The following is a 24,584-nucleotide window of genomic DNA, read 5'->3' on the forward strand; positions in this document are numbered from 1 at the left end:
GGGCTGCCGCTCCACCGGGGCGGCGCCATGGGACAAAATCGATGCCGATGCGCCGTCTTCGAAATTCCCCTTGTTATCATTGAAGACAGCGTGGATAAAGAATGCGACTGTTTATTCGCGTTTGTCAACAGCCGGAATTTGGAATGTATAGTGGACTGCACCGCGCGCCGATGGTGGGGTCGAGCGGGGAACGGGGGCGACGAGCAGTGAAGCGCAGTCTCGACCGCAAGACCAGGATAGCGCTCGAACCGCGCAAGCAGCCGCGGCAGCAACGGTCAAGCAAGGTGGTCGACAGGATTCTCGATGCGGCCCTGATCCTGACGCGAGAGCAAGGAACCAGAACGCCGACGACGCTCGCCATCGCGCAGCGCGCGGGCCTGTCGGTCGGTTCGGTTTATCAGTACTTTCCCAACAAGGAAGCCATTCTTCTGGACCTGGCCCGGCGCTGGCTGTCGTCTTTTCCCGAGGTGATCCGGAAACGCATCAACGTCCCCCGGCCGACCAACCGTGATGAGTTTCGGCGCGAGGTGCGCAAGCTCTTCGCCGACACATCGAGGCTCTATCTCGAAAACGCCACGCTGATGCCGGTGATCGAGGCCATCTCCGGCAACGCCGACCTGAGGCCGATCCAGGACGAATATGACAAAGAGATCGTCGCCCTTTACGCCGCGTGGCTGCGGCATGTGAATCCGGCGCTTGAAGACAAGATCGCAAGTCGGCTCGGCGTGCTGATGATGGAAGTCGGCCATGTCTGTCGGCTTGTCGGGCTGAAGAGGGAACGCAGGACCTACGACCTTATCGAGGACGACGTGGAAACCATGTGGCTCGCCCTGGTCAGCCCCCATCTCAATCTCGAGTGATTTCGTACTTCCAACCGATTTCGCACTTCCAGGGGAGTTTCCATGAAAACTGTCTATTCGCCACTTCATGCCGGCCATTCAGGCCAGATGGAACTGGTCACGTCGGCGATCGTGCCGGGTTTCGAGAAGCCGTCGCGGGCGGAATTCATCAAGGCGCGGGTTGAGAGCGAGAAGCTCGGGCCGATCATCGGACCGGCCGAGCACGACCTCGCCGCCGCAAAGCGTGTCCATGAGGCTCACTACATCGACTTCCTGCCGACGGTGTGGCCGCAATGGGTCGCCGCCGGCTTCACGGGATCGGCGATGGGGTTCACCTGGCCGACACGCGGCCTGCGCGGCGATGTGCCGCCGAAGCGCATCGATGCCTTGCTCGGCTACTATTCCTTCGATGCCGGCGCCACCTTCGTCGAAGGCACCTGGGCGGCGATCAAGTCGTCCTATGATGTGGCGCTGACCGCCGCCGCTTTGGTCAAGGACGGCGAGCGCAGCGCCTTCGCGCTTTGCCGCCCGCCCGGCCATCATGCCGGCGCCGCCTTCATGGGCGGCTATTGCTTCATCAACAACGCCGCCGTCGTCGCGCAGTGGTTCCGCGACAACGGCGCCAGCCGTGTCTCCATTCTCGATGTCGACTACCATCACGGCAACGGCACGCAGGAGATCTTCTATCGTCGCGGCGACGTCCAGGTCCTTAACCTGCATGGCGATCCGATCGTCGAGTATCCCTTCTTCCTCGGTCACGCCGACGAGCGCGGCGAAGGCGACGGCGAAGGTTTCAACATCAATTACCCGATGCCTTTCGGCACCGATTGGGACGGCTGGAGCGCGTCGCTGGAGGACGCCTGCGCTAGGCTCGCGGCCTACGCCCCCGATGTCGTCATCGTCTCGCTCGGCGTCGACACTTTCGAGAAGGACCCTATCAGCCAGTTCAAGCTGAAGAGCGTCGACTATCCCAAGATCGGCCGCCGCATCGCCGGGCTCGGCCTGCCGACGCTGTTCGTCATGGAAGGCGGCTACGCCGTGGAAGAGATCGGCATCAACGCCGTCGGCGTGCTGACGGGTTTCGAGGGTCGCTGAACCAATCCCGTTCACGGAACATACGCCCTCGGATGCCACCGCGGGCGTATTTTTTGTGACCCCGTCGGGAAATCATCCGCCCAATTCGGCATTGAAAGCACCACCAAGCAACGCGAACGTCGGCTGCTGAGTCGCAATGCGAGTCCATCAGATTCGATTTTGTCAAATCGCGTTTGATGTCGGATTCATCTGCGGGTAGATTAGACCCGAATCAGCCGGTCCATGGGGGGCGCGGCGACCACCCAAAGTCTCAAGTTCCGGCGCCAGGCCGGTACCAGACGCGGACGGTTTCGCGTTCCCTAGAGGGATTCGGCGCGGTTGGGCGCCGTTCGCGCCCGTGGGTGTGTCTTCGTAAACGTGACGCGTTTCGGGTCCGGCCGCTGGCTTCGCCAGCACCGGGCACAAGGATCGATTCCGGCAAGAATCCAAGAATTAAAATGAGCAGTCCCGCCGCGCTTCTCCAACCCGACGCTTCAGGCTCGCGCCTGACGTCGCGCGGCGATCTCACCAGTTTCTTCATGCAGCTCGCCGCCGATATCGGCGCCGACAGCTACATGCTAGTCGCCATCGTGCATGACCAGGACCGTAACGATGCGCGCATCGTCTCCTCCAACTGGATCTTCGACGCCATAGAGCTGATCGGCAAAAGGCTGATCGCCAATTTGGCGCTGGGTCCCTTGACCGTGGCGCCGGGCGTACGCCCGAAGCCGTTGGTGGCGGCGCACGCGCCCGACGCCGGCGCGTTGCTGACCGGCGAGGAAGCCCGCCTGCTCGACGTGCTCGGCCACGCCGAAATCTATTCGCTGCGGCTCAATGTCGGCCGGCAGCGCCTGTTCGTGCTGTTCTCGGCCGCCGAGGCAGGCAGGATCGATCTGGCCGCGCTGATGAAGGCACAGCTCAAATGCTGCTATGCGCTTTCCAGCATCCCGCAGCTGATCGCGGCGGCATCCATGCAGGACCCGCTGTCGGACCGCGAACGCGAATGCCTGTTCTGGGTCTCGGAAGGCAAGACCACCGATGAAGTGGCCGTCATCCTCGGGGTCTCGTCGAACACCGTCAACAGCTACATCACGCACGCCATCCAGAAGTTCGCGGCCTCGAACCGCGCGATGGCGATCGCGACCGCGATCAGGAGCGGCATCATTTGAAGCACGCACAGGTCAAAGAGGCGGCCGCCGCCCTTTTCAACGATCAGCGCAATCCGTTCGGCGCCTTCTCGCTCGGCTCGGAAACCCATCAAGCGGTCACCATTCCGGATGCCGTGCGTCGCTGCCGCTGGATCGCCGTCGATATCAACGCCTCGGCGTTCGGCCTCTATTTCGTTAGCCCCTCGCCCGAGCGCGCGCGTCTCGTGGCGTGTTTCGATTCCGACTATCCCGGCACCGCTGTCGCGACCAAGTTCATCTCCGGCGCCAATGGCGAGGACATGGTGCGCCACAGCCGCCTCTCGACGGCGCCGCGCTGGTGGGCCGACGACGGCAGCGCCGGATCGCGGCAGGTCTTCCACTCGCTCGCCTGGGCCGAGCCGACCACGCCGCTGGCGCCCGGCACCAACGGCATCGCCTTTCCGGTGCATGCCGATCGCGGCCAATGCGGGCTGGTCGTCTTCCTGGGCTCGGAGATCGCGCTGTCCGACGAAACGCTGTGCGAAATCCACGCCCGCTCCTTCGCGCTTTTCGCGGCGGTCGCCCGCATCCGCCCCGGCGACACCGGCAGGGCACGTTCGATTTCCAAGCGCGAGCTCGAATGCCTGAAGCTGACCGCCAACGGCAACACCAGCGAGGAGATCGCCAAGCTCCTCAAGCTCTCGGTGCATACCGCCAACCAGTATCTCACCCAGTCGACGCAGAAGCTCAACGCGGTCAACCGCAACCAGGCTGTCGCCAAGGCATTGCGGCTCGGCTTGATTGAGTGACGTCACGCCTGCGACGCTGAACGTGCTGCGGCTAAAGCATGTCTCCCGAAAGTGGGAACCGGTTTCGGGGCAAAGGCATGCGCAAAATCAAAAGCCTAAAGCGCAGGGAGCGAATCTAAAAGATCGCGATGCGCTTTAGTCGGCTCGCCTGCTATCAAATCTCAGGGGAATGCCAGCGGCTCGGTCCTGCGGATGCGAGCCTCTTCGATCGCGTCCTCGAGCAAGGCCGTGTTGTGCTCGGGCGTTTCGCCGGGCTTCTCGAACGACACGTAGTTGACCGTCACGGATGCCTCGCACTCGGTCAGCGTAAGCTGGAAATAGACCGTCACGCCGCGCGGCCGAAGCTCGAGGTCGAGCACGATGCGCGGGCTGCCGCTCCAGTCGACATGCGCCTCGCCGCCATGGCCGAGCCGCAGCGTGCCCGGCCGGAAATAGAGCTCGGCCGCCGAATCCACCAGGTCCGACAGGCAGGCGAAATGCTCGAGCCGGATGAAGGCGATATAGTCGGCAACGTCGATGAGCCTCAATTCGCCCACCACAGGCTCGATGGCGCTGGCGACGATCAGCTCGCGGGAATTGGCGTGTGGTTGCCGGTCCATGGGTTAGCGGCGTCCGTTCATTGGGTTGCTTTTCGCGCTGCCTTCTTCGAGTAGACGATCCGCACCAACTCGGCGACCGCCTGGTAGAATTGCGACGGGATCACGCTATCAACCGAAACTTGCTTGTACATGGAGCGCGCGAGCGCCACGTCCTCGAAGATCGGGATGTTGTTCTCCCTGGCGATCTCGCGGATCTTGAGCGCCACTAGGTCCTGTCCCTTGGCCAGCACGATCGGCGCGGAATCCTCCTCGCGCACATATTTCAGCGCGATCGAATAGTGCGTCGGATTGGCGATCACCAGCGTCGCGCGCGGCACGGCCGTCATCATGCGTTTGCGCGCCCGGTCGCGCGCCAGCGAGCGCAGCCGCGACTTGACGATCGGATCGCCTTCCGACTGCTTCAGCTCGTCCTTGACTTCCTGCTTGGTCATGCGCAGGTCGCGCCGCCAGTGGAAACGCGACCAGACGATGTCGACCACCGCGATCAGCCCCATGACGAAGACGATCGCCACCAATATGTCGACGAAGATGCCGCGTATGACCAGGCCGAACGAGGCCGGATTGGTGATCATGCCGGCGAGCAGCTTGCGATGATCTTCCGAGAGCGTGAAGGTCAACACCGCGATAGCGAAGCCGAGCTTGGCCAGCGACTTCAGGAATTCGACCCAGCCCTGCACGCCGAACATACGGCTCCAGCCCTTGGCGACCGAGATGCGCGACAGCTGCGGCCTGATCCGTTCGCCGACGATTTGCGGCATGTTCTGGAACACCGAGGCGCCGATGCCGGCAACCGTCAGCAACACCAGCAGGCTGACGACGGCGCCGCCGATCTCGACCAAGACCTGCTTGTAGAGCGAGATGACGTCGGTCTCGGTGTCCATCGGCCAGGCTTCCGGCTTTTCCAGGAACGTCGACAGGAACATGCCGAGATCGACGATCGCGTCCTTGGCATAGAAGACGGCGAAAACCAGTATGGCGAGGAAAGACGCAAAGCTCGCGGTCTCACGCGAATGGGGCAGCTTGCCCTGTTCGATCGTGTCGCGGATCTTCTTTTCTGTGGCTTCCTCTGTTTTGGAATCCTTGTCGACCGCTTCAGCCATGGCGTCGTGACCGGGCTATGATCGTCAGGCGGCTTCGGCGGTGGCGGTCTGCGTCGAGGGCAGTTCGAAAGCCCCTTCGCGCGACAGCCGGATGGCGGCGACCGATATGCTCTTGCGCGCCGCCATGATGTCGGCAAGGCCAATGCCTTCCGAACCTTGTCCGAGTTCGGATTCGATCATGCGGCGAGAGCGCGCGCCGATCGCCGACAACGCGGATTCGGCGAGTTCCGGCGACGCGCCGCGCAGTGCCAGCGTGACGAGCTCCGTCGACAATCCGTCGAACAGCAGAACCCGGGCTTTCTGCGGCAGCAGCGGCAGGTCGTCGAAGGCGAACAGCCGCGACTTGACGCCGGCGAGATCTGGCGTGCCGGCGTCCTCCAGGTCCTGCATGAGGTCGTCCAGCTCCGGCTTCGCCATTTCGTTGAGCATGCTGGCGACGCGCTCCTGGCCGGCAGTGGTGTCCCGGCTGGCTTTCTGCGACAGCACGCTCACGCGCAGTTGGTTCTCGACGATCCGCGATGCCGCGTCCGGGATGTTGGCCATTGTCACCATGCGTTTTATGATCTGGCTGCGCATCGGCTTTTCCATCGTGAGCAGCACGTTGGCGGCTGTCTGCGGCGCAAGCTTCGACAGCACCATGGCCGATGTCTGCGGATGCTCGCCGGCAAGGAAGGAGCCGAGACGCGACGGCTCGAGCTTCTCGAGGTCCGGCCAGATCGGCGCAGGTCCTTCCGGGACCGGCTCGAACTTCTTGTCGCCCATGATGGCGCTCATCTCCTCGGGCGACAGCGATTCGTTGAGGATAGTATCCATCCGGTCGGCTGAATCGAGCAGGCCGGCGCCCTCGGTGAACTCGGCTTCGAACTCGGCGACGATGCGTTCCAGATCAGCCTGCGGAATGGTGCGTAACAGACGCGCGCCCTCGATCAGCGCCTTCAGCTCGTCCTGTTTGAAGAATTTGAGTAGGCGGCTGGCCGCCGGCTTGCCCATGGCCACCAATATGGCCGCCGCCTTTTGCGGACGTGTGAGCGCCAATGCCGTCGTCATGCGTGTTGTCCTCGCTGCCGATTGGTCCGCCCGCCGGCCATTCTCAGGCGCTCTTCGTCGCGGCGATGATTTCGGTGAGCCGGATGCCGAAACGCGTCGGATCGCTTTCCAGCACCGTGATCTCGCCGCGCGCTATTCTGCGGCCGTTGACCACGACGTCGACCGGCTCGCCGATGCGGCGGTTGAGCGCGACGGTGGAACCCTTTTGCAGCGCCATCAACTCCGAAACGGGCATTTCCGTGCTGCCGAGGATGATCTGCACATCGACCGGAATGGTCATGATGATCGAAGAATTGGCACCCGAATACAGCGCGCCATCCGGGCGCTTTTCCTCCTCCCGCAGCACGCCGCGCAGTTCCTCGATGGCGCGGTCGAGCTGTTCGTCGGGCTGATCGGGTTCGGCTTCCACCTTGGTTTTTGCCATCTGTCGTCTCCATGAATCCCGTGCCTGGCGTCAGCCCGGCAACAGTCCGTCGATGAAATCCTGCCCGGCATCATGCGGATGGCTGATGCGGACGGTGTAGTTCTGCCCCAGCTTGCCGAACTCGCAGACAAACAGGGTCTTGTCGCGGGCGCTTAGCTTGGCGTTGATCTGCGCGTTCTCCTCGAATTCGATCACCTGGCCGGGCTCGAACGCGGCGAGGTCGCCGAGCGTCAGCCGGGCGAGCGGCATCGTCGCTTCGAGCCGGACGGTCGAGCGCATCACTTCTTCGGAGAAGCGGGCCCGCCAGTCGAATTCCGTGGTCTCGCCGTCCTCGCCCGTCGCGATGTCGCCGCTGCGCGAAGAAAGCAGCAGGCGCTGCGGGATCATCACGGTGAGCGTGCCGCTGTCGGACGGTATCGACAGGCCAAAGACGATGCGCACGGCGGCGCCGTCGCGCAGCACGCGCCGCCTCGCATCGTTGCCCGACATTGCTTTCGGCACCGGCAGCCGCAGGTCGAGCGAACGTTTGCCGGAACCGTTGAGCGCCGCCGCGACCTCCTGGAACACGCTGGTCGCGACATCGGCCTCGATCTGCGACAGGTCGCGCTCGATCGGCGCCACCGGTTGCTCGGGATCGCCGCCGAACAGCGCGCTCACCATGACGGCGACCGCTTGCGCATCCATCACCAGCGTCATGGCGTCGGCTGAGGTCGGCGAGGAAACAACGGTCAGCGCGAAGGCATCGCCGGCGCGCGAACGCGCCTCGGGAACGCGGCCGACCTCCACCACTTGCAGATCGACGGTCACCGGCGCGCCCAGCTCGCCTATAAGCGCCTTCTGCAGCACCGGCAGCGCCCGCTCGGCCATGCCGCGGCCGGCGCCGATCACCTGCGCCGCCTCGCCGCTGTCGCCGACGAGCCGCTCGATGATGAGCTCCCGGGTTTGCGAAGGACTGCCCGGACTTGTCATGACGGCAGGCGGCCCTGTCTGCGCTGCTGCATGCTCAGGCCGCCTTCTTCTCGGCGCTGCCGGCGTTCATGGTGCTCTGCTCGACGGCATCGATCGTCGGACGCTCGTAGGAGGATATGGTTTTGCGGCCGAATTCGATCGCCACCTGCGGCAGGGCGCCGTTCATATACGCAAGCAGCGTCTGCTTGACGATGATGTAGAGGCGGTTCTTCTTTTCGCGCACCGTCTTGATCTTGGTGGCCACCGGACCGACCACGGCATAGGACAGGAAGATGCCGAGGAAGGTTCCGACGAGAGCCGCGCCGATCAGGCCGCCGAGGATCTCCGGCGACTGGTCCAGCGCGCCCATCGCCTTCACCACGCCGAGCACCGCCGCGACGATGCCCAGCGCCGGCAGGCCGTCGCCGACCGCGACCATCGCGTGATAGGCCTTCAGCTTGTCGGTACGGATCGTCTGGATCTCCTCGTCCATCAGCGCCTCGATCTCATGCGAGCGGGCGTTGCCGATGATGATGATGCGGCAGTAGTCGCAGATGAAATGGGTTAGGTCGTGGTTCTTCAGCACGGTCGGGAAGGCCTGGAAGATGGCCGACTCCTCCGGATTGTCGATATGCGCCTCGACCTCGCTGCGCGACTTCGAGCGCAGTTCGCGCATCAGGCTGTGCAGGACGCCCAGCGTCTCGAGGTAGTCGCGCTCCTTCGGCACCGCCTGCTTGAAGGCTTCGAGAATGCCCTTGCCGGTATCCTTGACCGTCTTCATCGGATTGGCGACGAGGAAGGTGCCGAGCGCCGCGCCGCAGATGACCACCGCTTCCCACGGCTGCAGCAGCACATGCAGATGCCCACCCATGGCCATGAAGCCGCCGAGAACGCAGCCGAGCGTCACCACAAGTCCGATCAGAATGCCCACGGCAGGTCCTTCCGCATGTCACATCGCGGATCAGGGATAGTCCCCGTGCCTTGTGTGAGGCTTGAATCGAAGGCATCGAACGCGATTCAGCTTCGCGCAAGGAAGTGACGCTATTGTGCGGGGATAGCTTCGGCCGGAGGCATGCCCTTTGCTTAGCACCTACATCAGCTACCAGTTGATCGCCAAAGACATCCCTAAATCTATCGCCCGCATCGAGCAGCAGCCGACGGTCGATCGCGACACCCAATACTATCTGGCCAACATCACCAAGGTGAAATCGATCGACGATTTCGTCAAAAACGACCGCCTGTTCAAATACGCCATGAAGGCTTACGGGCTGGAGAACATGGACTATGCCAAGGCCTTTATGGTCAAGGCGCTGAAGGAAGGCGTCTCCAATCCCGACAGCTTCGCCAACAAGCTGACCGACAAGCGCTACGCGCAGTTTGTCGCCGCATTCAACTTCGCCGCCAACGGCGCCGATGCGACCGTCTATAACAAGGCGCAGCAGTTGGTGCCGAAGAATTATGCGCTGCAAGTCCAGATCGGCGCCTCGCAGACCGGGCTCGCTTACTATCAGAGCGAGACCGCCTACTACGCCACCAATATCTCCAAGGTGAAGTCGATCGACGATCTGATGGGCGACAGCCGCCTGCTGACATATGCGATGGCCGCATTCGGTCTGGACGCCGAAACCGAACCGGCAGCAACCGTCAGGGCGATGCTGGAAGGCGGCGTAAGCGATCCCAACAGCCCCGCCAACAAACTGACCGACAAGAGCTACGCCAATTTCGTCGCGGCTTTCGACTTCACCCAATACGGCGACCAGACGACCACCCGCGATAAGGTCCAGCAGGGAGTTCCGGCAGGCTACGTGGCTGGAACCGGATTGAAACTGGTCGAGCCGAGCGCGCAATACATCAAGAGCGAGGCGGACTATTACGCGGCAAACATCTCCAAGGTGAAGTCGATCGACGACCTCATGGCCGACAAGCGCCTGCTCACTTTCGCCATGGCCTCGTACGGACTGGATGCCACGACAGAAAAACCGCAGCAGATCCGCGCTATGCTCGAAGGCGGCGTCAGCGATCCCGGCAGCCCCGCAAACCAGCTGACCGACAAACGCTACGCCAACTTCGTCACGGCTTTCGACTTTGCCCAATATGGCGATCAGACGACGTCGCGCGATGTGGTGCTGAAAGACACCCCGAAAATCTACACGACGGAGTCGCCGCTTGGCCTGATCCCGCCCAACGCGGACTACATCGCGTCGGAGACCGCATACTACCTTGCCAACGTCACGAACGTGAAATCCATCGACGATCTGATGGCCAACAGCCGATTGTACAATTATGCACTCTCGGCCTATGGGCTCGATCCGGCCACGCAGAGCAAGGACCTCATCCGCAGCGTCCTTGCCGGCGGCGTTCGCGACCCCGACAGCGTCGCCAACAAGATGACCAACAAGGCCTATGCCGGCCTCGCCACCGCCTTCAACTTCGAGCAATACGGCGAAAACGCGACCACCATCAACCCGGCGCAGCAGCCGACCGTCGACATGTACATGCGCCAGACGCTGGAGGAGGATGCCGGCAAGACCAATGAAGGCGTGCGGCTGGCGCTCTATTTCCAGCGCAAGGCACCCGACATCACCAGCTGGTACGACGTGCTCGCCGACACCGCTTTAGCCAGCGTGGTCCGCACCGCGCTCGGCCTGCCCGATTCCTTCGCCACCGCCGATATCGACAAGCAGGCGCAGCTCTTCGAGCAGAAGCTCGACATCAAGGACTTCACCGACCCGGACAAGCTCACCAAATTCCTGACCCGCTTCACCAGCATGTACGAGATCAACCATCCAACCTCGACGGCGGTGACGTCCGTCAGCGTGCTCTTCGCGCAGCCGACCAGTGTCGGCATCTCCACCGATTTGATGATGGCCATGCAGCAGTTGAAGTTCTGAGAAGATCATGCAGGATAGCCTTTACGTCGCCCTTTCCTCGCAGATCGCGCTCGAGCGCCGTCTCGACACCATCGCCGACAACGTCGCCAACGCCTCGACCATCGGCTTTCGCGCCACCGGCGTGAAGTTCGAGGATGTGGTTTCGGGCACCGGGCCGAAGTCGGTTTCCTTCGCCTCCTCCGGCAAGACCTATCTTTCCGGCGCGCATGGCGCGCTGACCGAAACCGGCAACCCGTTCGACTTCGCCGTCCAGGGCGACGCCTGGTTCGCCATTGACACGCCCGCCGGCACGGTGATGACGCGCGACGGCCGCTTCTCGATGAACGAGAACGGCGAATTGATGTCGATCGAAGGCTACCCCGTCCTGGACGGCGGCGGCGCCCCGATCCAGCTCGATCCGCGCAACGGCCCCCCCAAGGCGGGCGCCGACGGCTCGCTCAGGCAGAACGATCAACTGGTCGGCGCGATCGGCCTCTACAATTTCGACCCCGGCGAGAATTTCGTCCGCTACGGCAATTCGGGTGTCGTTCCGGCGCGCACGCCCGAACCCGTCACCGACCGCTCGGACGTCGGTATCGCTCAAGGCTTTCTGGAAGAGTCGAACGTCAACCCGGTGCTGGAAATGACCCGGCTGATCCAGGTGCAGCGCGCTTTCGAGAACACGGCGGCGCTGATGCGGCAGACCGATTCCTCTACCGATGACGCGATCAAGACGCTCGGCTCGAAGTGACGGCATGACGACCGGCTCGTCCCTGTTGCGCGCTTCCGACAGCCTGGCGGATACCGCCGACAGGCTGGCCGCGCTCGAACGCGTCTGGCGGCGGTTCGATGATCCGCAGGCACTGCTTTCACGCGGCGGCCGCGTCGTCGAGATATCGCCGACGCATTACAAGGTCCGCGGGCTGTCCGGGGTTGCCAGGCTCGGCGACATCGTCGAGCAGCGCGGCAAGACCGGCGCACGCCGCGGCGAGATCGTCAAGATCGGCAGCGACGAGGTGGTGGTCGCGCCTTTCGAACGCAGCGCCGACGCCGGCATCGGCGATGCCGTCTTTCGCCGCGGCCCGCTCGCGGTCGCGCCGCATGTTTCCTGGCGCGGGCGCGCCATCGATGCCTTGACTCGCGTTATTGACGGCGGACCGCCGCTGATCAGGCCGAATGCCGCCGATGTCGCACATGGCGCGACGCCCGGCGCCCTGGCGCGTCAGCGCGTCGGCACCGGCTTCCTCACCGGCGTCAGGGTCATAGACATCTTCACGCCGCTCTGCTTCGGCCAGCGGCTCGGCATCTTCGCCGGCTCCGGCGTCGGCAAGTCGACGCTGCTTGCGATGCTGGCCGGCGCCGAGGCCTTCGATACGGTGGTCGTGGCGCTGATCGGCGAGCGCGGCCGCGAGGTGCGCGAATTCCTCGAGGATACGATCGGCGCCCAGAGCATGGCCAAGACCGTCGCCGTCGTCGCCACCAGCGATGAAAGCGCCATGATGCGCCGGCGCGCGCCCGACACCGCCATGTGCGTAGCCGAGCATTTCCGCGACCAGGGCCATCGCGTGCTGCTGGTGCTGGATTCCATCACCCGCTTCGCCCATGCGCTGCGTGAGGTAGCGACGGGAACCGGCGAGCCGCCGGTCGCGCGCGGCTATCCGGCCTCGGTCTTCACCGACCTGCCGAAGCTGCTCGAACGAGCCGGGCCGGGGGCCGAAGGCAAGGGTTCGATCACCGCCATCATCTCCGTGCTGGTCGACGGCGACGACCATAACGATCCGGTCGCCGATTCGGTGCGCGGCATCCTCGATGGCCACGTCGTGCTCGACCGCGCGCTTGCCGAGCAGGGCCGTTATCCGCCGGTCAATCCGCTGTCGTCGATCTCACGCCTCGCCGACAAGGCCTGGAGCGCGGAGCAGCGCATGCTGGTGACAAGGCTGAAATCGATGATCGCGCGCTTCGAGGACACGCGCGACATCCGTCTGCTGGGCGCCTACCAGAGCGGCGCCGATACCGAGCTCGACATCGCGGTGCGCCAGGTGCCGCTGATTTACGAGGCGCTCACGCAATCGCCGAGGGACCGCGCATCGGCCGATCCGTTCGCCGACCTCGCCCGCCACCTCAAGGGGAAGCTGAATGGCGATCAAGGAGACTGAGCTCCAATACACCGAGCGCATGTTGCGCGACATGCTTGCCGAGGCCGAGGCGGCGGAGAAAGCCGCTGCCGATGAAGCAAGGATTGCCAGGAACAAAGCCGCGCGCGCCAGGACGGAGAAGGCGACGGCTCTTCTAAGCAGAGCCAACAGGCCGCATCCGCCGAGGGCAACCGCCGACATTGCACAGGCCAGCCGCGATTCGTTGCTCGACGGGCTTTTTCCCCGCACCGAGTGGCCGGAGCCGCCGAAAGCCCAGTTCCCGCGCCTCGCCGACAAGAGCTCGGACCGCCGCAGCGATTTCGTCATCGCCGCGCTCGGCATCACGCTCGGCCTGATCTGCGCCTTGTTTCCCTGGTACATCTTCTTCAACCAGGAGCAGTTCGGCGTTCAGGCCATCAAGTTCGGCGGCAGCGGCAGCAATTCCGGACGCGAGGGCGGCGGCGTTGTGGCCGAACGCAGCGGGCCGCTGACGGTCAAGGATATTCCAAATGCCGATATAGACCTGCTTGCCACCGGAACGGTGCAGGACGACCCCGCGCCGGCGCCCGGCGACCAGCCCTTCCCGGCCGCCGCTTCGGAATTCAAGATGGTGCATGTCGCCAACGGCCGCGCCATGATCGAGGACGATACCGGTCTGTGGATCGTGCAGCGCGGCTCCGTCCTGCCGGATTCCAGCCGCGTCGCCTCGATCGAGCAGCGCGGCGGCAAATGGGTGATCGTCACCAGCGCCGACAAGGTGATCCAGCTCTCGAAGTAGCCGCTAGAGCATGATGCCGAAAAGTGTGAAGCGGTTTTCGGACGACATCGTGCTCTATTTCTTGATCCAGAAGCGGATTCAGATTTCAGGTCCATAGACCTGAAATCATCCGGCTCCAGGGCGCAAGCCCACCCCGCGCAAGGTCCACGCAAGACTGGCCGCCTAGTCTTGCGCGTACTTGCCCGGGAGATTCCCATGGAACCCGTAAATCTTTTCGATCTCGCCACGCGGCAGTCGCAATGGCTGGCCGTGCGCCAATCGGCGATTGCCTCCAATATCGCCAATGCCAACACGCCCGGCTACACCGCCAATGACGTCGAGCCCTTCGAAAAGGTCCTCGACCGGACCGCGGTGACGCTTGCCGCCACGCAGACTGGCCACCTTGGCGCCGAAAGGGCCAATGCCGGCTTCAACGTCAAGCCCGAGAACCCTGACGGCGCGATCATGCCGTCGAAGAACACCGTGGTTCTCGAACAGGAGTTGATGAAAGCCGGCGAGGTCCGCCGCTCCTTCGAGCTCAACACTGCGATCGTCAAGGCCTTCCACTCGATGATGACCATGGTGGTGAAGAGCTGATCATGGACGCCCTCACTGCAGCCCTCAAAGTCGCGGCTTCCGGCCTTGGCGCCCAGTCCGAGCGGCTGCGCGTGGTCTCGGAAAACCTTGCCAACGCCCAGTCGACCGGCAGCACGCCCGGCGCCGATCCCTATCGCCGCAAGACCATCACCTTCCAGTCCGAGGTCGATCGCGCAACCGGCGGCTCGCTGGTGGAAGTCAACGCGATCTCCCGCGATCCTTCGGACTTCCCGATCGAATTCCAGCCCGGCAACGAAGCCGCCGACGCCAAAGGGTACGTCAAGATGCCCAACGTCAACACGTTGGTCGAAATGGCCGACATGAGCGAGGCGAACCGCTCCTATGAAGCCAACCTGCAGGTCATCAAGCAGGCTCGCGATCTGATTTCCATGACCATCGACCTGATGAGGAACCAGTAATGATCGGCGGTATCGGGGCAATACAATTCAAGACGGCGGTTGACGGGGCGGGGCAGGCGTCACCGAACCTGCTGCAGGGCGGCGTCGGCACGCAGGCCGGCGAAAGCGTCGGCAGCAGCTTCGCCGAGGTGCTCAGCCAAGCGGCGACGAAGACCGTCAACACGCTGCAGGGCGCCGAGCAGATGTCGATACAGGCCCTGAAGGGCGACGCCGATACGCGCCAGGTTGTCGATGCGGTGCTGAGCGCCCAGCAGGCGCTGCAGACCACCATCGCGATCCGCGACAAGGTCGTCTCGGCCTATCTCGAAATCAGCCGCATGAGTATCTAGCGTCATGAAAGCCCTTGCCATCGCCGCCACCGGCATGAATGCCCAGCAGACCAATTTGGAAGTCATCGCCAATAACATCGCCAACATCAACACCACCGGCTACAAGCGGGCGCGGGCCGAATTCTCCGACCTGCTCTACCAGGTCGACCGCACCCAAGGGGTGCCCAACCGCTCCAACACCTCGCTGGTGCCGGAAGGCGTCTCGATCGGTCTTGGCGTCAAGACGACGGCGGTGCGCAACGTCCACACGCAAGGCGAGCTGACCAGCACCGGCAACAGCTTCGACCTGGCGTTGACCGGCAGGGGCTGGTTCCAGATCGAGGGCGCCGATGGCGCCACGCTCTACAGCCGCGCCGGCGCCTTCAACACCAATGCCACCGGACAGCTCGTGACGGTGGACGGCGCCAATGTCGTTCCGGCCATCACCGTGCCGACCGACGCGGTCGAGGTGATCGTCAACAAGACCGGCCAGGTCTTTGCTCGCATCGACGGCCAGACCGACCTCCAGCTGCTCGGCCAGCTTCAAATCGCCAACTTCGCCAACGAGGCGGGCCTCGCGCCGCTCGGCGACAACCTCTTCCAGGAAACGGCCGCCTCAGGCCCGGCCAATGTGGGCGTCCCCGGCGATCCCGGCTTCGCCACGATCCAGCAGGGTTACCTCGAATCCTCCAACGTCGATCCGGTCAAGGAAATCACCGAGCTGATTTCGGCGCAGCGCGCCTACGAGATGAATTCCAAGGTCATCCAGGCCGCCGACGACATGGCCTCGGTGGTCTCCAAGAACATCAGGTAACGGATGATGGCCTGGCCGATCTCCTCCGCACTCCGTCGCGCCGTGCTGGCCACCGCCCTGGCGGCCGCCGGCACGCCGGCCTTGGCGCAGGAAACGACCGGCCAGTCGGCGACCCAGATCGCCGCCGGCCAGGCCGTCGGCGAGGCCGTGCTGATCCCCAACCGGGTCATCTATCCCGGCGAGACCATCGAGCCCGCCTCGCTCAAGCAGGTGACGCTCATCCCCGGCAAGCACAAGCCGGACGGCATGGCGACGCGCTCCGAGGAACTTCAGGGCAAGGTCGCCAAGCGCACGCTGCTGCCCGGCCGCTACATCCCGGTTGGGGCTATCCGCGACGCCTGGCTGGTCGAGCAGGGCGCTTCCGTGCAGGTCTATTTCACCGCCGGCGCGCTCACCATTTCGGCCGCCGGCGTCACGCTGCAGCCAGGTGCTGCCGGTGACCAGATCAAGATCCGCAACACCGACAGCGGCAAGATCATCTCCGGCACGGTGATGGCCGACGGCACCATCAAGGTCGGCGCTTCGTGATGCGCGCCTCTGTTCTTCTGCTGAGCGCTGCCATCGGCCTGCAGCCGGCATTGGCGGATGGGCTGACGCCCAAGGCAAAGCGGGAACTCGCGCAGAAAAACGGCGGTGTCTACGACGATCCGGAATACGATCCAGCCACCACCCAGCGCATGTTCCGGGTCTCGACCGGGCCAAGCACGCTGCCGCCCGGCCAGGTCGCGGCGCGCATCAAGGACATCGCCCAGCTGCAGAGCGCGCGCGACAACCAGCTCGTCGGCTATGGCCTGGTCATCGGCCTCGCCGGAACCGGCGACAGCCTGCGCAACTCACCGTTCACCGAACAGTCGATCCGCGCCATGCTGGAGAATCTCGGCATCGCCACCGAAGGCGGCAGCGCGCGCGCCAAGAACGTGGCCGCCGTCATCGTCACCGCCAACATGCCGCCCTTCGTCCAGTCGGGCAGCCGCATCGACATCGACGTCTCCTCGATGGGCGACGCCACCTCGCTCGCCGGCGGCACGCTGGTGATGACGCCGCTGAAGGCGGCCGACGGCGAGATCTATGCCGTCGGGCAGGGCTCCGTGATCGTCGGCGGTTTCACCGCCCAGGGCCAGGCCGAGCAGTTGACGCAAGGCGTGCCGACCGCCGGCCGCGTGCCGAACGGCGCCATCGTCGAGCGCTCGGTACCGGCCGAGTTCGATGACCAGGGCGTGTTGACGCTGCAATTGCGCAATCCCGATTTCTCGACCGCCATCCGCATCGCCGACGCCATCAACGACTACACCTCGCAGCGCTTCGGGATGCGGGTCGCCGCCGAACGCGACGCCCGCACGGTGCAGATCAGGCGGCCGAAGAATGTCTCCGCCGCGCGTTTCTATGCCGAGATCGAAAATCTCGTCGTCGAATCCGACGCCCCTGCCCGGGTCGTCATCGACGAGCGCACGGGTACGATCGTCATCGGCAGCAATGTCAGGATCTCGCGCGTGGCGATCAGCCACGGCACCCTCACCGTGCGCATCACCGAAGCGCCGAAGGTGGTTCAGCCGGAACCCTTCTCCAGGGGGCAGACCGCCGTCGAGCCCTTCACCGCCATCGAGGCGAGCCGGCCCGACGCGCGCGTTGCCGTGCTCGACGGTCCCGACCTCGAAACGCTGGTCTCCGGCCTCAATCGCCTCGGCGTGAAGCCCGACGGCATCATCGCCATCCTGCAAGGCATCAAATCGGCCGGCGCCTTGCAGGCCGACCTGGTTCTCCAATAGGCACGCCGATGTTCGCGCTTTCCTCCCCAACACCCCGCCGTCACCTGAGCTTCCGCGCCATCGCGGCAATGGTTGCTCTGCTTGGCGGGACCGCTGCCCACGCGGAAGAAGTGCGGCAGGTGTTGCCGGGCGGTCAGGCGCCGGTTCAGCCGGCCCAGCTCACACACGAGAGCGCGCCGCTTCAGCCCGCTGCGCTCGCAGGCGGCAAGGCGCCGGACGAAAGCGAGATCCAGCGCTTTTGCTCCAACATCGCGGATGCTGCGCGCGACCGCCGCTACGCTCTCCAGGCCGAGGAATTGAAGCAGCTGCAGGCCGGCATCGACGAGCGCATGAAAGCGCTGGAAGCAAAGCGGGCCGAATACGAGGAATGGCTGAAGCGCCGCGAGGTGTTCCTGGCGCGTGCCGAGGACGGCGTCGTCAAGATCTATGCCGGCATGAAGCCCGATGCCGCCGCCGAGCGTCTGGCGATGGTCAACGCCGAGCTCGCGGCGGCCATCCTGATGAAGCTCGATTCGCGCAAGGCCGGCGTCATCTTGAACGAAATGGACCAGAAGGCGGCGGCGACGCTCACCGGCATCATGGCCAGCGCGGCGCGAAGGGTTGATCCGTCATGAAGTTGAAATTGCTGGCCCTGATCGCCCTCGCCACCCTGGCCGGCTGCGGTACCGATCTCAGGGAGGTCGGCAGGGAGCCAGCTTTGTCGCCGGTCGGTTCCGGCATCGGTGAAGGCGGTCCGGGCCCTTACAGCTATCCCGAGCCGCCTGCCTCGCGGCCGAAGAAATTCTCGCTGTGGGACGATCGCCAGAGCCGGCTCTTTACCGATCCGCGCGCGCTGAGCGCCGGCGACATCCTTACCGTCAACATCAAGCTCAACGACAAGGCCAATTTCAAGAACCAGAACGACCGCAGCCGCACCGCCGCGCGCAAGCTTGGCTACGACGTCAATCTCGGATGGGAAAAGGCAAGCACCAGCGGCAAGGGCGACGCCGGCCTGAGCTCCAGCACCGAGACCAATGCCGACGGCGAGATCAAACGCTCGGAAAACCTTGAGCTCAATGTCGCCGCCGTCGTCACCGAGGTGCTGCCCAACGGCAATCTGATGATCAGGGGCTCGCAGGAGGTCCGCGTCAATTACGAGCTTCGGGTGCTGACCATCGCCGGCATGGTTCGTCCGTCCGACATCGGCGCGGAAAACACCATCCCCTACGAGCGCATCGCCGAGGCGCGCATTTCCTATGGCGGCCGTGGCCGTGTGAGCGAGGTCCAGCAGCCGGCCTATGGCCAGCAGATCCTCGACCAGGTTCTTCCCTTCTAGGGCCGAGAGAGCGCTGCCGTGGCAAATGTCGAGCAAGTCCAGCCGAAAAAGGGACCTTCCCTGGCGATCCAGCTCGCCATGCTGTTGGCCATGACCGGCGCGGCGGTCGGCATGGGTTGGCTTGCCGGCGGCTATCTCAAGCAAGGCGAAACGCCGGCACCGGTGCCCGCGGCGCCGGAAAACGCCGGCGCCGCGGAAAAACCCGCCGAAGGCGGCAAGGCGGGCGCCGGGCCGACGCTGGTTCAGCTGGCGCCGATCACCACCAATCTCGCCTCGCCGTCGGAAGTCTGGATCCGGCTGGAGGCGTCGCTGCTCTACGATGCTCCGCAGTCGCAGGAAGTGACCGAGCAGATCCACCAGGACCTGCTCGCCTATGTGCGCACGCTCAAGCTGCATCAGATCGAAGGCGCCAGCGGCTACCAGCATCTCAAGGCCGATCTCGAGGAGCGCGCGGCGCTGCGCAGCGGCGGCCACGCCAAACAGGTTCTCGTCAGGACGATGCTGCTCGAATGAGAAAGCTCCTCATAGCCACGGCGCTCATCGTCGTCACCACGTCCGTCGCCGCGGCCCAGCAGCTCGATCTCGGCGGCATCGGCAAGGCCGACGGCACGACCGTCGGCTATCTGATCCAGATGTTCGGCCTGCTCACCGTGCTTTCGGTGGCCCCGGGCCTTTTGATCATGGTGACGAGCTTCACCCGCTTCGTCATCGCCTTCTCGATCCTGCGCGCCGGCATCGGCCTGCAATCGACGCCGGCCAACTTGATCCTGATCTCGCTGTCGCTGTTCATGACCTTCTATGTCATGGCGCCGACCTTCGACCAGGCCTGGAACACCGGCGTCAAGCCGCTGATGGACAACCAGATCACGCAGGGCGAGGCGTTCGAGAAGATTTCCGGTCCGTTCCGCGACTTCATGCTGCACAATGTGCGCGACAAGGATTTCGACCTCTTCGCCGACCTCGCCCGGGAGCGCGGCCAGACCGTCTCGCGCGAGACCGTCGACCTGCGTATCCTGGTGCCGGCCTTTATGATCTCGGAGATCCGCCGCGGCTTCGAGATCGGCTTCCTCATCGTCCTGCCCTTCCTCGTCATCGACCTGATCGTCGCCACTGTCACCATGGCCATGGGCATGATGATGCTGCCGCCGACGGTGGTATCGCTGCCGTTCAAGATCCTGTTCTTCGTGCTGATCGACGGCTGGAACCTTCTGGTCGGCAGCCTGGTGCGATCCTTCACCTGATCGCCCCGCCGGGCCACGCAAGCGTGCCGCGCCAAGCCTCGACGGCTTGAGCAAACTGCGCGCAAGCCTTCCAACATTATTTTCGATTAACCGTCCGATTTAGGTCTTTGGTAGCAACTTGCCGCCATAGTCGCCTGCAGATGGCGGGTGACCCAATCGAGCGGTCATTGGCATGATGCCGCACCGTCATACCGGACATACCGGTATGTCAAAAAATCCGTGTAAAAATAAGGTACGAGTACCATGGCCAGTATCATGACCAATGCCTCGGCGCTGACCGCGCTGCAGAGCTTGAACGCCACCCAGAAAAACCTCGACACCACCCAGGCCCGCATCTCGACGGGTTATCGCGTCTCGCAGGCTTCCGACAACGCCGCTTACTGGTCGATCGCCACCACGATGCGCTCCGACAACCAGGCCATGTCCACCGTCTCGGACGCGCTCGGCCTCGGCGCCTCAAAGGTCGACACCGCCTACACCGGCATGGACAGCGCGATCACGACCATCAACCAGATCCAGCAGAAGCTGACCGCTTCGTTCGGTCAGACGGATGCTTCGAAGGAAAAGACCCAGGTCGAAATCGCCGCTCTTCAGAAGCAGTTGAAGGCCTATGCCGATGGCGCCACCTTCTCCGGCACCAACATGCTTTCGGTCTCGACGGCTTCGGGCACGGCGGCCGACGTCAAGATCGTATCGGCCTTCAACCGCGGCGCCACCGGCGCGGTTTCGATCTCGACGATCGACGTCAACGTGGAAACCATCAAGCTCTATGACGCAGGCGCTGCCCCGACCGCGAAGGGCATCCTCGACACGGAGCGTCTCGGCACCACCGGCGCCGCTGTCACCACGGCCTCGGCCCCGACCCTGGGCGCTGCTGCCGCCGCCACCGACACTTATTCGGTCGCCGCCCTGAAGATCTTCTCCGGCACCACCGCTGCGAGCGACACTCAGATCCAGGCGATGATGAACGTCGTCGACGCCGCGCTGAAGGACATGACGAACGCCGCTACCAAGCTCGGCGCGGCCAAGAGCTCGATCAACCTGCAGAAGACCTTCACCTCGAGCCTGATGGACTCCATCGATCGCGGCGTCGGCCAGCTCGTCGATGCCGACATGAACAAGGAATCGACCCGCCTCCAGGCGCTGCAGGTTCAGCAGCAGCTCGGCGTCCAGGCGCTGTCGATCGCCAACGGCTCGTCGCAGTCGATCCTGTCGCTCTTCCGCGGCTGATCGCTTCATACTGACCGGACCAAAGCATCGGGCCGCGCCAAAAGCGCGGCCCGATTTGCGTTTGCTCAAGGCTCGCGCAACCCTCGTTCCCTAACCTCTCGGAAGCCTACTTTTAACATGCCATTAACCATATCGCGGTAGGTATGGTTAACCAATCACTTAGGTTGTCGAATCGGCCCGACCGGCACGATTCGCAACCGATGGACAGGCCCAACCCGGCCTGTATGGCATGCCGGCTTTTGAGAAGGAGCGAGTTTCTTGGCGAGCATCATGACGAACGCTGCGGCGTTGACTGCACTTCAAAGCCTCAACGCCACCAACAAATCGCTCGAGCAGACGCAGGCCCGGATTTCGACCGGCTATCGGGTTTCCGAGGCCGCCGACAACGCCGCCTACTGGTCGATCGCCACCACCATGCGCTCCGACAATCAAGCACTCTCCACGGTGCAGGACGCGCTCGGCCTCGGCGCCTCGAAAGTCGATACAGCCTATACCGGTATGAACAACGTCCTTTCGACGATCGGCCAGCTCAAGACCAAGCTTCTGTCGGCCGTCGGCCAGTCGGATGCAAACAAGGCCAAGACGCAGACCGAAATCACCACGCTTCAAGCGCAGATGAAATCCTTCGCCGATGCCGCCACCTTCTCCGGCTCGAATTACCTTTCGGTGACGTCAACCCAGGTCGCCGCCGCCAATGACGGCGTCCAGCCCGACGCCCAGATCGTCTCCTCGTTCAACCGCTCCTCGTCCGGCGCCATCTCGCTCGGCACCATCGACATCAATGTCGAGAGCACCAAGCTGTTCGATTCCGGCCTCGCAACGGCCGTCAAGAACCAGGGCATTCTCGATCGCAAGACTTCGATCTACTCCACCGCAGCGGACCAGTCGGCATATGATGCCGCCTACGCGGCCTCGATCGCCGGCGGCGCCACCGACATCGCCGCCAACACCGCGGGCCAGGGAGCTGTGACGGGCACGCCCGTCAAGATCGACAACGTTTCCGCCTTCAATCTCGACATCACGGCAGCGGGCGTGACCGATGACATCATCACGCAGATGGTCACCAAGATCGACAACGTCATGAGTCAGCTTACCGACGCCGCCACCGTGCTCGGCGCCGCCAAGAGCTCGATCGACCTGCAGAAGACGTTCACGCAGAGCCTGATGGACTCCATCGACCGCGGCGTCGGCCAGCTCGTCGATGCCGACATGAACAAGGAATCGACCCGCCTTCAGGCCCTGCAGGTGCAGCAACAGCTCGGCATTCAGTCGCTGTCGATCGCCAACAGCTCCTCGCAGTCGATCCTGGCGCTGTTCAAGAACGGCTAAACGACAGAAACATTCCGACCAGCGAAAGGCCGCGCCTCGGGCGCGGCCTTTTTCGTTTTTCGATAAGAGGCCGGGTCGACGCTTTGCTGGACCTTCGGCGGCACGCCTATCATCCTCGCACAAGCTTCGCGGTCTAGTCTTCCGGCGGACAGTCATGCTGGGAGCGGTTGAATCGTGCCGGAACAGATCCAGAGCATCATCGCGAATTTGAAGAGCTTCGGCGTGAGGCGTCTGGCGCTCATGGGCGGCATCGCGGCCCTGGTCATGGCCGTCATCGGCATCGCGTCGGTCTATCTCAACCGTCCGGCCTATGAGACGCTCTATGTCGGCCTCGAGCGTTCCGACGTCAACCAGATCGGACTGGTGCTGGCCGACGCCGGCATCGGCTTCGATGTTGGCTCCGACGGCACATCCGTGATGGTGCCGGCCGGCACCACCGCGCAGGCGCGCATGCTGCTTGCCGAGAAGGGCCTGCCGACCAGCGCCAATGCCGGCTACGAGCTGTTCGACAATGTAGGCTCGCTCGGCCTCACCTCCTTCATGCAGCAGATCACCCGCGTGCGCGCGCTGGAAGGCGAGATCGCGCGCACCATCCAGTCGATTTCCGGCGTCAAGGCGGCTCGAGTCCACATCGTCATGTCCGAGCGCGCCAATTTCCGCCGCGACGAGCAGCAGCCCTCCGCCTCGGTGGTCATCCGCTATGCCGGGAGCGATGCCGAGAAGAGCGCCATGTCGATCCGCCACCTCGTCGCCGCTGCCGTTCCCGGCCTGTCGGCCGACAAGGTCACCGTGCTCGATTCCAACGGCAACCTTTTGGCGGCCGGCGACGACCCGTCCAACACGAGCGCCGCGCGCACGCTGGGCGTCGAGCAGACGGTCGAGGCGCAGATCGGCGACAACATCCGCCGCGCGCTCACCCCTTATCTCGGCCCGGACAATTTCCGCGCCAGCGTCAAGGCCGACGTCAACACCGACACGCGCCAGACCGAGGAGACGATCTTCGATCCGAACTCGCGCGTCGAGCGTTCGGTGCAGTCGGTGAAGACCAACGAGGCCAGCAACCAGAAGCAGGCCTCGACCCCGACCAGCGTCGAGCAGAACCTGCCCGAGACGCAGACCACCAGCACCGAGGGCCCGCAATCCACCTCGCAGAACGACCGCAAGGAAGAGATCACGAACTACGAGATCAATTCCAAGAAGATCGCCACTGTCTCCAACGGCTACACGGTCAACAAGATGTCGATCGCGGTCGTGGTCAACCAGGATCGCCTGAAGACCATCCTCGGCAAGGACGCCACGCCGGAACAGATCGCCAAGCGCGTCGCCGACATCCAGAAGATGGTCGCCTCGGCCACCGGCTTCGACGACAAGCGCGGCGACATCATCGATGTCTCGGCGGTCGAATTCATCAACGGCCTCGACGGCGAGCCGATCGATCAGCCTGGCATTCTCGCCTCGATCGGCACCTATACCGGTACGCTGATCAATGCCGGCGCATTCATCGTTGTCGTCTTCCTGGTGGCCTTCTTCGGCCTCAAGCCGATGGCCGCCGCGCTGACGGCGTCGGCGAGGCCTACGGCCATTGCCGGCCCGAGCTTCGACGACGTGCAGCGTTCCTTGCCGACGCCCGATGCGCCGGTCGCCGCGATCACCGCCGAGACCCCGGCCGGCGCCCTGCCCGGCGCGCGCGCCGGTGCAACCCCGCTCGATGATCTTCGCCAGAAAATCCGGCCGGCGCCGCAGGACCGGCTTGCCCGCATGGTCGACCTCAACGAGGAGCGCACCGCGCAGATTCTGCGCAAATGGGCAGCCGTCCCGGAAGCCGTGGGTTAGGCC

27 protein-coding genes are annotated in these 24,584 nt (G+C 64.1%); 21 read left to right on the plus strand and 6 right to left on the minus strand.

The genetic code is table 11. The annotated features are described in order from the left end of the window. The first annotated feature begins 143 nt into the window (after positions 1 to 143). From FJW05_RS12480 to FJW05_RS12495, 4 genes are all read left to right on the plus strand, one after another. Positions 144 to 860: a TetR/AcrR family transcriptional regulator gene (locus FJW05_RS12480; RefSeq protein ID WP_246673384.1), complete on the plus strand. Its 717-nt coding sequence runs from the start codon at positions 144 to 146 to the stop codon at positions 858 to 860. A 42-nt stretch (positions 861 to 902) separates the two neighbouring features. After that, positions 903 to 1,934, plus strand: coding sequence for a histone deacetylase family protein (locus FJW05_RS12485; protein ID WP_140632252.1), 1,032 nt, complete (start codon positions 903 to 905; stop codon positions 1,932 to 1,934). Positions 1,935 to 2,371: 437 nt separating this feature from the next. Further along, positions 2,372 to 3,082 (plus strand): helix-turn-helix transcriptional regulator, encoded by a 711-nt coding sequence (locus tag FJW05_RS12490; protein WP_095766396.1) that lies wholly within the window; start codon positions 2,372 to 2,374, stop codon positions 3,080 to 3,082. Further along, the gene (locus FJW05_RS12495; protein ID WP_140541759.1) at positions 3,079 to 3,849 is read left to right on the plus strand and encodes a helix-turn-helix transcriptional regulator; all 771 of its coding nucleotides are present in this window, start codon (positions 3,079 to 3,081) and stop codon (positions 3,847 to 3,849) included. Before FJW05_RS12490 ends, FJW05_RS12495 begins: the two co-directional genes overlap by 4 nt. Positions 3,850 to 4,010: 161 nt before the next feature. Here FJW05_RS12495 and FJW05_RS12500 read toward each other — a convergent pair whose 3' ends face one another. Genes FJW05_RS12500 through motA form a run of 6 tightly spaced genes read right to left on the minus strand, consistent with a single transcriptional unit; the run spans position 4,011 to position 8,898 of the window. After that, positions 4,011 to 4,448, minus strand: a complete 438-nt coding sequence (locus tag FJW05_RS12500; RefSeq protein WP_140632254.1) for a hypothetical protein — start codon at positions 4,446 to 4,448, stop codon at positions 4,011 to 4,013. Positions 4,449 to 4,465: 17 nt separating this feature from the next. After that, positions 4,466 to 5,548 carry a flagellar biosynthesis protein FlhB gene (gene flhB / locus FJW05_RS12505; RefSeq protein ID WP_140632257.1) on the minus strand — a complete coding sequence of 361 codons (1,083 nt, stop codon included), beginning with the start codon at positions 5,546 to 5,548 and terminating at the stop codon, positions 4,466 to 4,468. Between the two features lie 24 nt (positions 5,549 to 5,572). Next, positions 5,573 to 6,595, minus strand: a complete 1,023-nt coding sequence (locus FJW05_RS12510) for a flagellar motor switch protein FliG (RefSeq protein WP_140541756.1) — start codon at positions 6,593 to 6,595, stop codon at positions 5,573 to 5,575. A gap of 43 nt (positions 6,596 to 6,638) precedes the next feature. After that, positions 6,639 to 7,019, minus strand: coding sequence for a flagellar motor switch protein FliN (gene fliN / locus FJW05_RS12515; RefSeq protein ID WP_140541755.1), 381 nt, complete (start codon positions 7,017 to 7,019; stop codon positions 6,639 to 6,641). A 30-nt stretch (positions 7,020 to 7,049) separates the two neighbouring features. Then, positions 7,050 to 7,988 carry a FliM/FliN family flagellar motor switch protein gene (locus tag FJW05_RS12520; protein WP_140632260.1) on the minus strand — a complete coding sequence of 313 codons (939 nt, stop codon included), beginning with the start codon at positions 7,986 to 7,988 and terminating at the stop codon, positions 7,050 to 7,052. Positions 7,989 to 8,022: 34 nt separating this feature from the next. After that, positions 8,023 to 8,898, minus strand: a complete 876-nt coding sequence (gene motA, locus FJW05_RS12525; RefSeq protein WP_140632262.1) for a flagellar motor stator protein MotA — start codon at positions 8,896 to 8,898, stop codon at positions 8,023 to 8,025. A 148-nt stretch (positions 8,899 to 9,046) separates the two neighbouring features. Here motA and FJW05_RS12530 point away from each other — a divergent pair, with 148 nt between their 5' ends. The 17 genes from FJW05_RS12530 to fliF all read left to right on the plus strand — a co-directional run bounded on the left by FJW05_RS12530 (position 9,047) and on the right by fliF (position 24,581). Further along, the gene (locus FJW05_RS12530; RefSeq protein ID WP_140632265.1) at positions 9,047 to 10,858 is read left to right on the plus strand and encodes a DUF1217 domain-containing protein; all 1,812 of its coding nucleotides are present in this window, start codon (positions 9,047 to 9,049) and stop codon (positions 10,856 to 10,858) included. A gap of 7 nt (positions 10,859 to 10,865) precedes the next feature. Then, positions 10,866 to 11,588, plus strand: a complete 723-nt coding sequence (gene flgF / locus FJW05_RS12535; RefSeq protein WP_112096306.1) for a flagellar basal-body rod protein FlgF — start codon at positions 10,866 to 10,868, stop codon at positions 11,586 to 11,588. A 4-nt stretch (positions 11,589 to 11,592) separates the two neighbouring features. Beyond that, positions 11,593 to 12,993: a flagellar protein export ATPase FliI gene (gene fliI, locus FJW05_RS12540; protein ID WP_140632267.1), complete on the plus strand. Its 1,401-nt coding sequence runs from the start codon at positions 11,593 to 11,595 to the stop codon at positions 12,991 to 12,993. Continuing rightward, complete coding sequence (locus FJW05_RS12545) at positions 12,974 to 13,750, plus strand: hypothetical protein (protein ID WP_140632270.1); 777 nt, start codon at positions 12,974 to 12,976, stop codon at positions 13,748 to 13,750. The genes fliI and FJW05_RS12545 overlap by 20 nt, the downstream gene beginning before the upstream one ends. 195 nt (positions 13,751 to 13,945) lie before the next feature. After that, a complete protein-coding gene (gene flgB, locus FJW05_RS12550; RefSeq protein WP_140632272.1) occupies positions 13,946 to 14,326 on the plus strand; it encodes a flagellar basal body rod protein FlgB in 381 nt (126 codons plus the stop codon). A gap of 2 nt (positions 14,327 to 14,328) precedes the next feature. Next, a complete protein-coding gene (gene flgC / locus FJW05_RS12555; protein ID WP_095766383.1) occupies positions 14,329 to 14,745 on the plus strand; it encodes a flagellar basal body rod protein FlgC in 417 nt (138 codons plus the stop codon). Beyond that, positions 14,745 to 15,074 (plus strand): flagellar hook-basal body complex protein FliE, encoded by a 330-nt coding sequence (locus FJW05_RS12560; protein ID WP_140632275.1) that lies wholly within the window; start codon positions 14,745 to 14,747, stop codon positions 15,072 to 15,074. The genes flgC and FJW05_RS12560 overlap by 1 nt, the downstream gene beginning before the upstream one ends. Before the next feature lie 4 nt (positions 15,075 to 15,078). Then, on the plus strand, positions 15,079 to 15,867 hold the full coding sequence (gene flgG / locus FJW05_RS12565) for a flagellar basal-body rod protein FlgG (protein ID WP_140632277.1): 789 nt from the start codon (positions 15,079 to 15,081) through the stop codon (positions 15,865 to 15,867). Positions 15,868 to 15,873: 6 nt separating this feature from the next. Then, positions 15,874 to 16,395, plus strand: a complete 522-nt coding sequence (gene flgA / locus FJW05_RS12570) for a flagellar basal body P-ring formation chaperone FlgA (protein WP_181164926.1) — start codon at positions 15,874 to 15,876, stop codon at positions 16,393 to 16,395. Positions 16,396 to 16,544: 149 nt separating this feature from the next. After that, entirely contained in the window at positions 16,545 to 17,633 is a 1,089-nt protein-coding gene (locus FJW05_RS12575) for a flagellar basal body P-ring protein FlgI (protein WP_245442033.1), read from the plus strand. Positions 17,634 to 17,701: 68 nt separating this feature from the next. After that, a complete protein-coding gene (locus FJW05_RS12580) occupies positions 17,702 to 18,247 on the plus strand; it encodes a MotE family protein (RefSeq protein ID WP_246673399.1) in 546 nt (181 codons plus the stop codon). Beyond that, positions 18,244 to 18,948, plus strand: a complete 705-nt coding sequence (gene flgH, locus FJW05_RS12585; protein WP_140632288.1) for a flagellar basal body L-ring protein FlgH — start codon at positions 18,244 to 18,246, stop codon at positions 18,946 to 18,948. The genes FJW05_RS12580 and flgH overlap by 4 nt, the downstream gene beginning before the upstream one ends. 18 nt (positions 18,949 to 18,966) lie before the next feature. Beyond that, positions 18,967 to 19,461 carry a flagellar basal body-associated FliL family protein gene (locus tag FJW05_RS12590; RefSeq protein ID WP_140632291.1) on the plus strand — a complete coding sequence of 165 codons (495 nt, stop codon included), beginning with the start codon at positions 18,967 to 18,969 and terminating at the stop codon, positions 19,459 to 19,461. Further along, positions 19,458 to 20,189 (plus strand): flagellar type III secretion system pore protein FliP, encoded by a 732-nt coding sequence (gene fliP, locus FJW05_RS12595; protein WP_140632294.1) that lies wholly within the window; start codon positions 19,458 to 19,460, stop codon positions 20,187 to 20,189. The genes FJW05_RS12590 and fliP overlap by 4 nt, the downstream gene beginning before the upstream one ends. Positions 20,190 to 20,432: 243 nt before the next feature. Then, positions 20,433 to 21,419 carry a flagellin gene (locus tag FJW05_RS12600; RefSeq protein ID WP_140632297.1) on the plus strand — a complete coding sequence of 329 codons (987 nt, stop codon included), beginning with the start codon at positions 20,433 to 20,435 and terminating at the stop codon, positions 21,417 to 21,419. A 258-nt stretch (positions 21,420 to 21,677) separates the two neighbouring features. Further along, entirely contained in the window at positions 21,678 to 22,748 is a 1,071-nt protein-coding gene (locus tag FJW05_RS12605) for a flagellin (RefSeq protein ID WP_140632299.1), read from the plus strand. Positions 22,749 to 22,922: 174 nt separating this feature from the next. Beyond that, a complete protein-coding gene (gene fliF, locus FJW05_RS12610) occupies positions 22,923 to 24,581 on the plus strand; it encodes a flagellar basal-body MS-ring/collar protein FliF (RefSeq protein WP_140632302.1) in 1,659 nt (552 codons plus the stop codon). Positions 24,582 to 24,584: the final 3 nt, after the last annotated feature.

The organism is Mesorhizobium sp. B2-9-1 (genome assembly GCF_006439455.1).
Classification (GTDB): Bacteria; Pseudomonadota; Alphaproteobacteria; order Rhizobiales; family Rhizobiaceae; genus Mesorhizobium.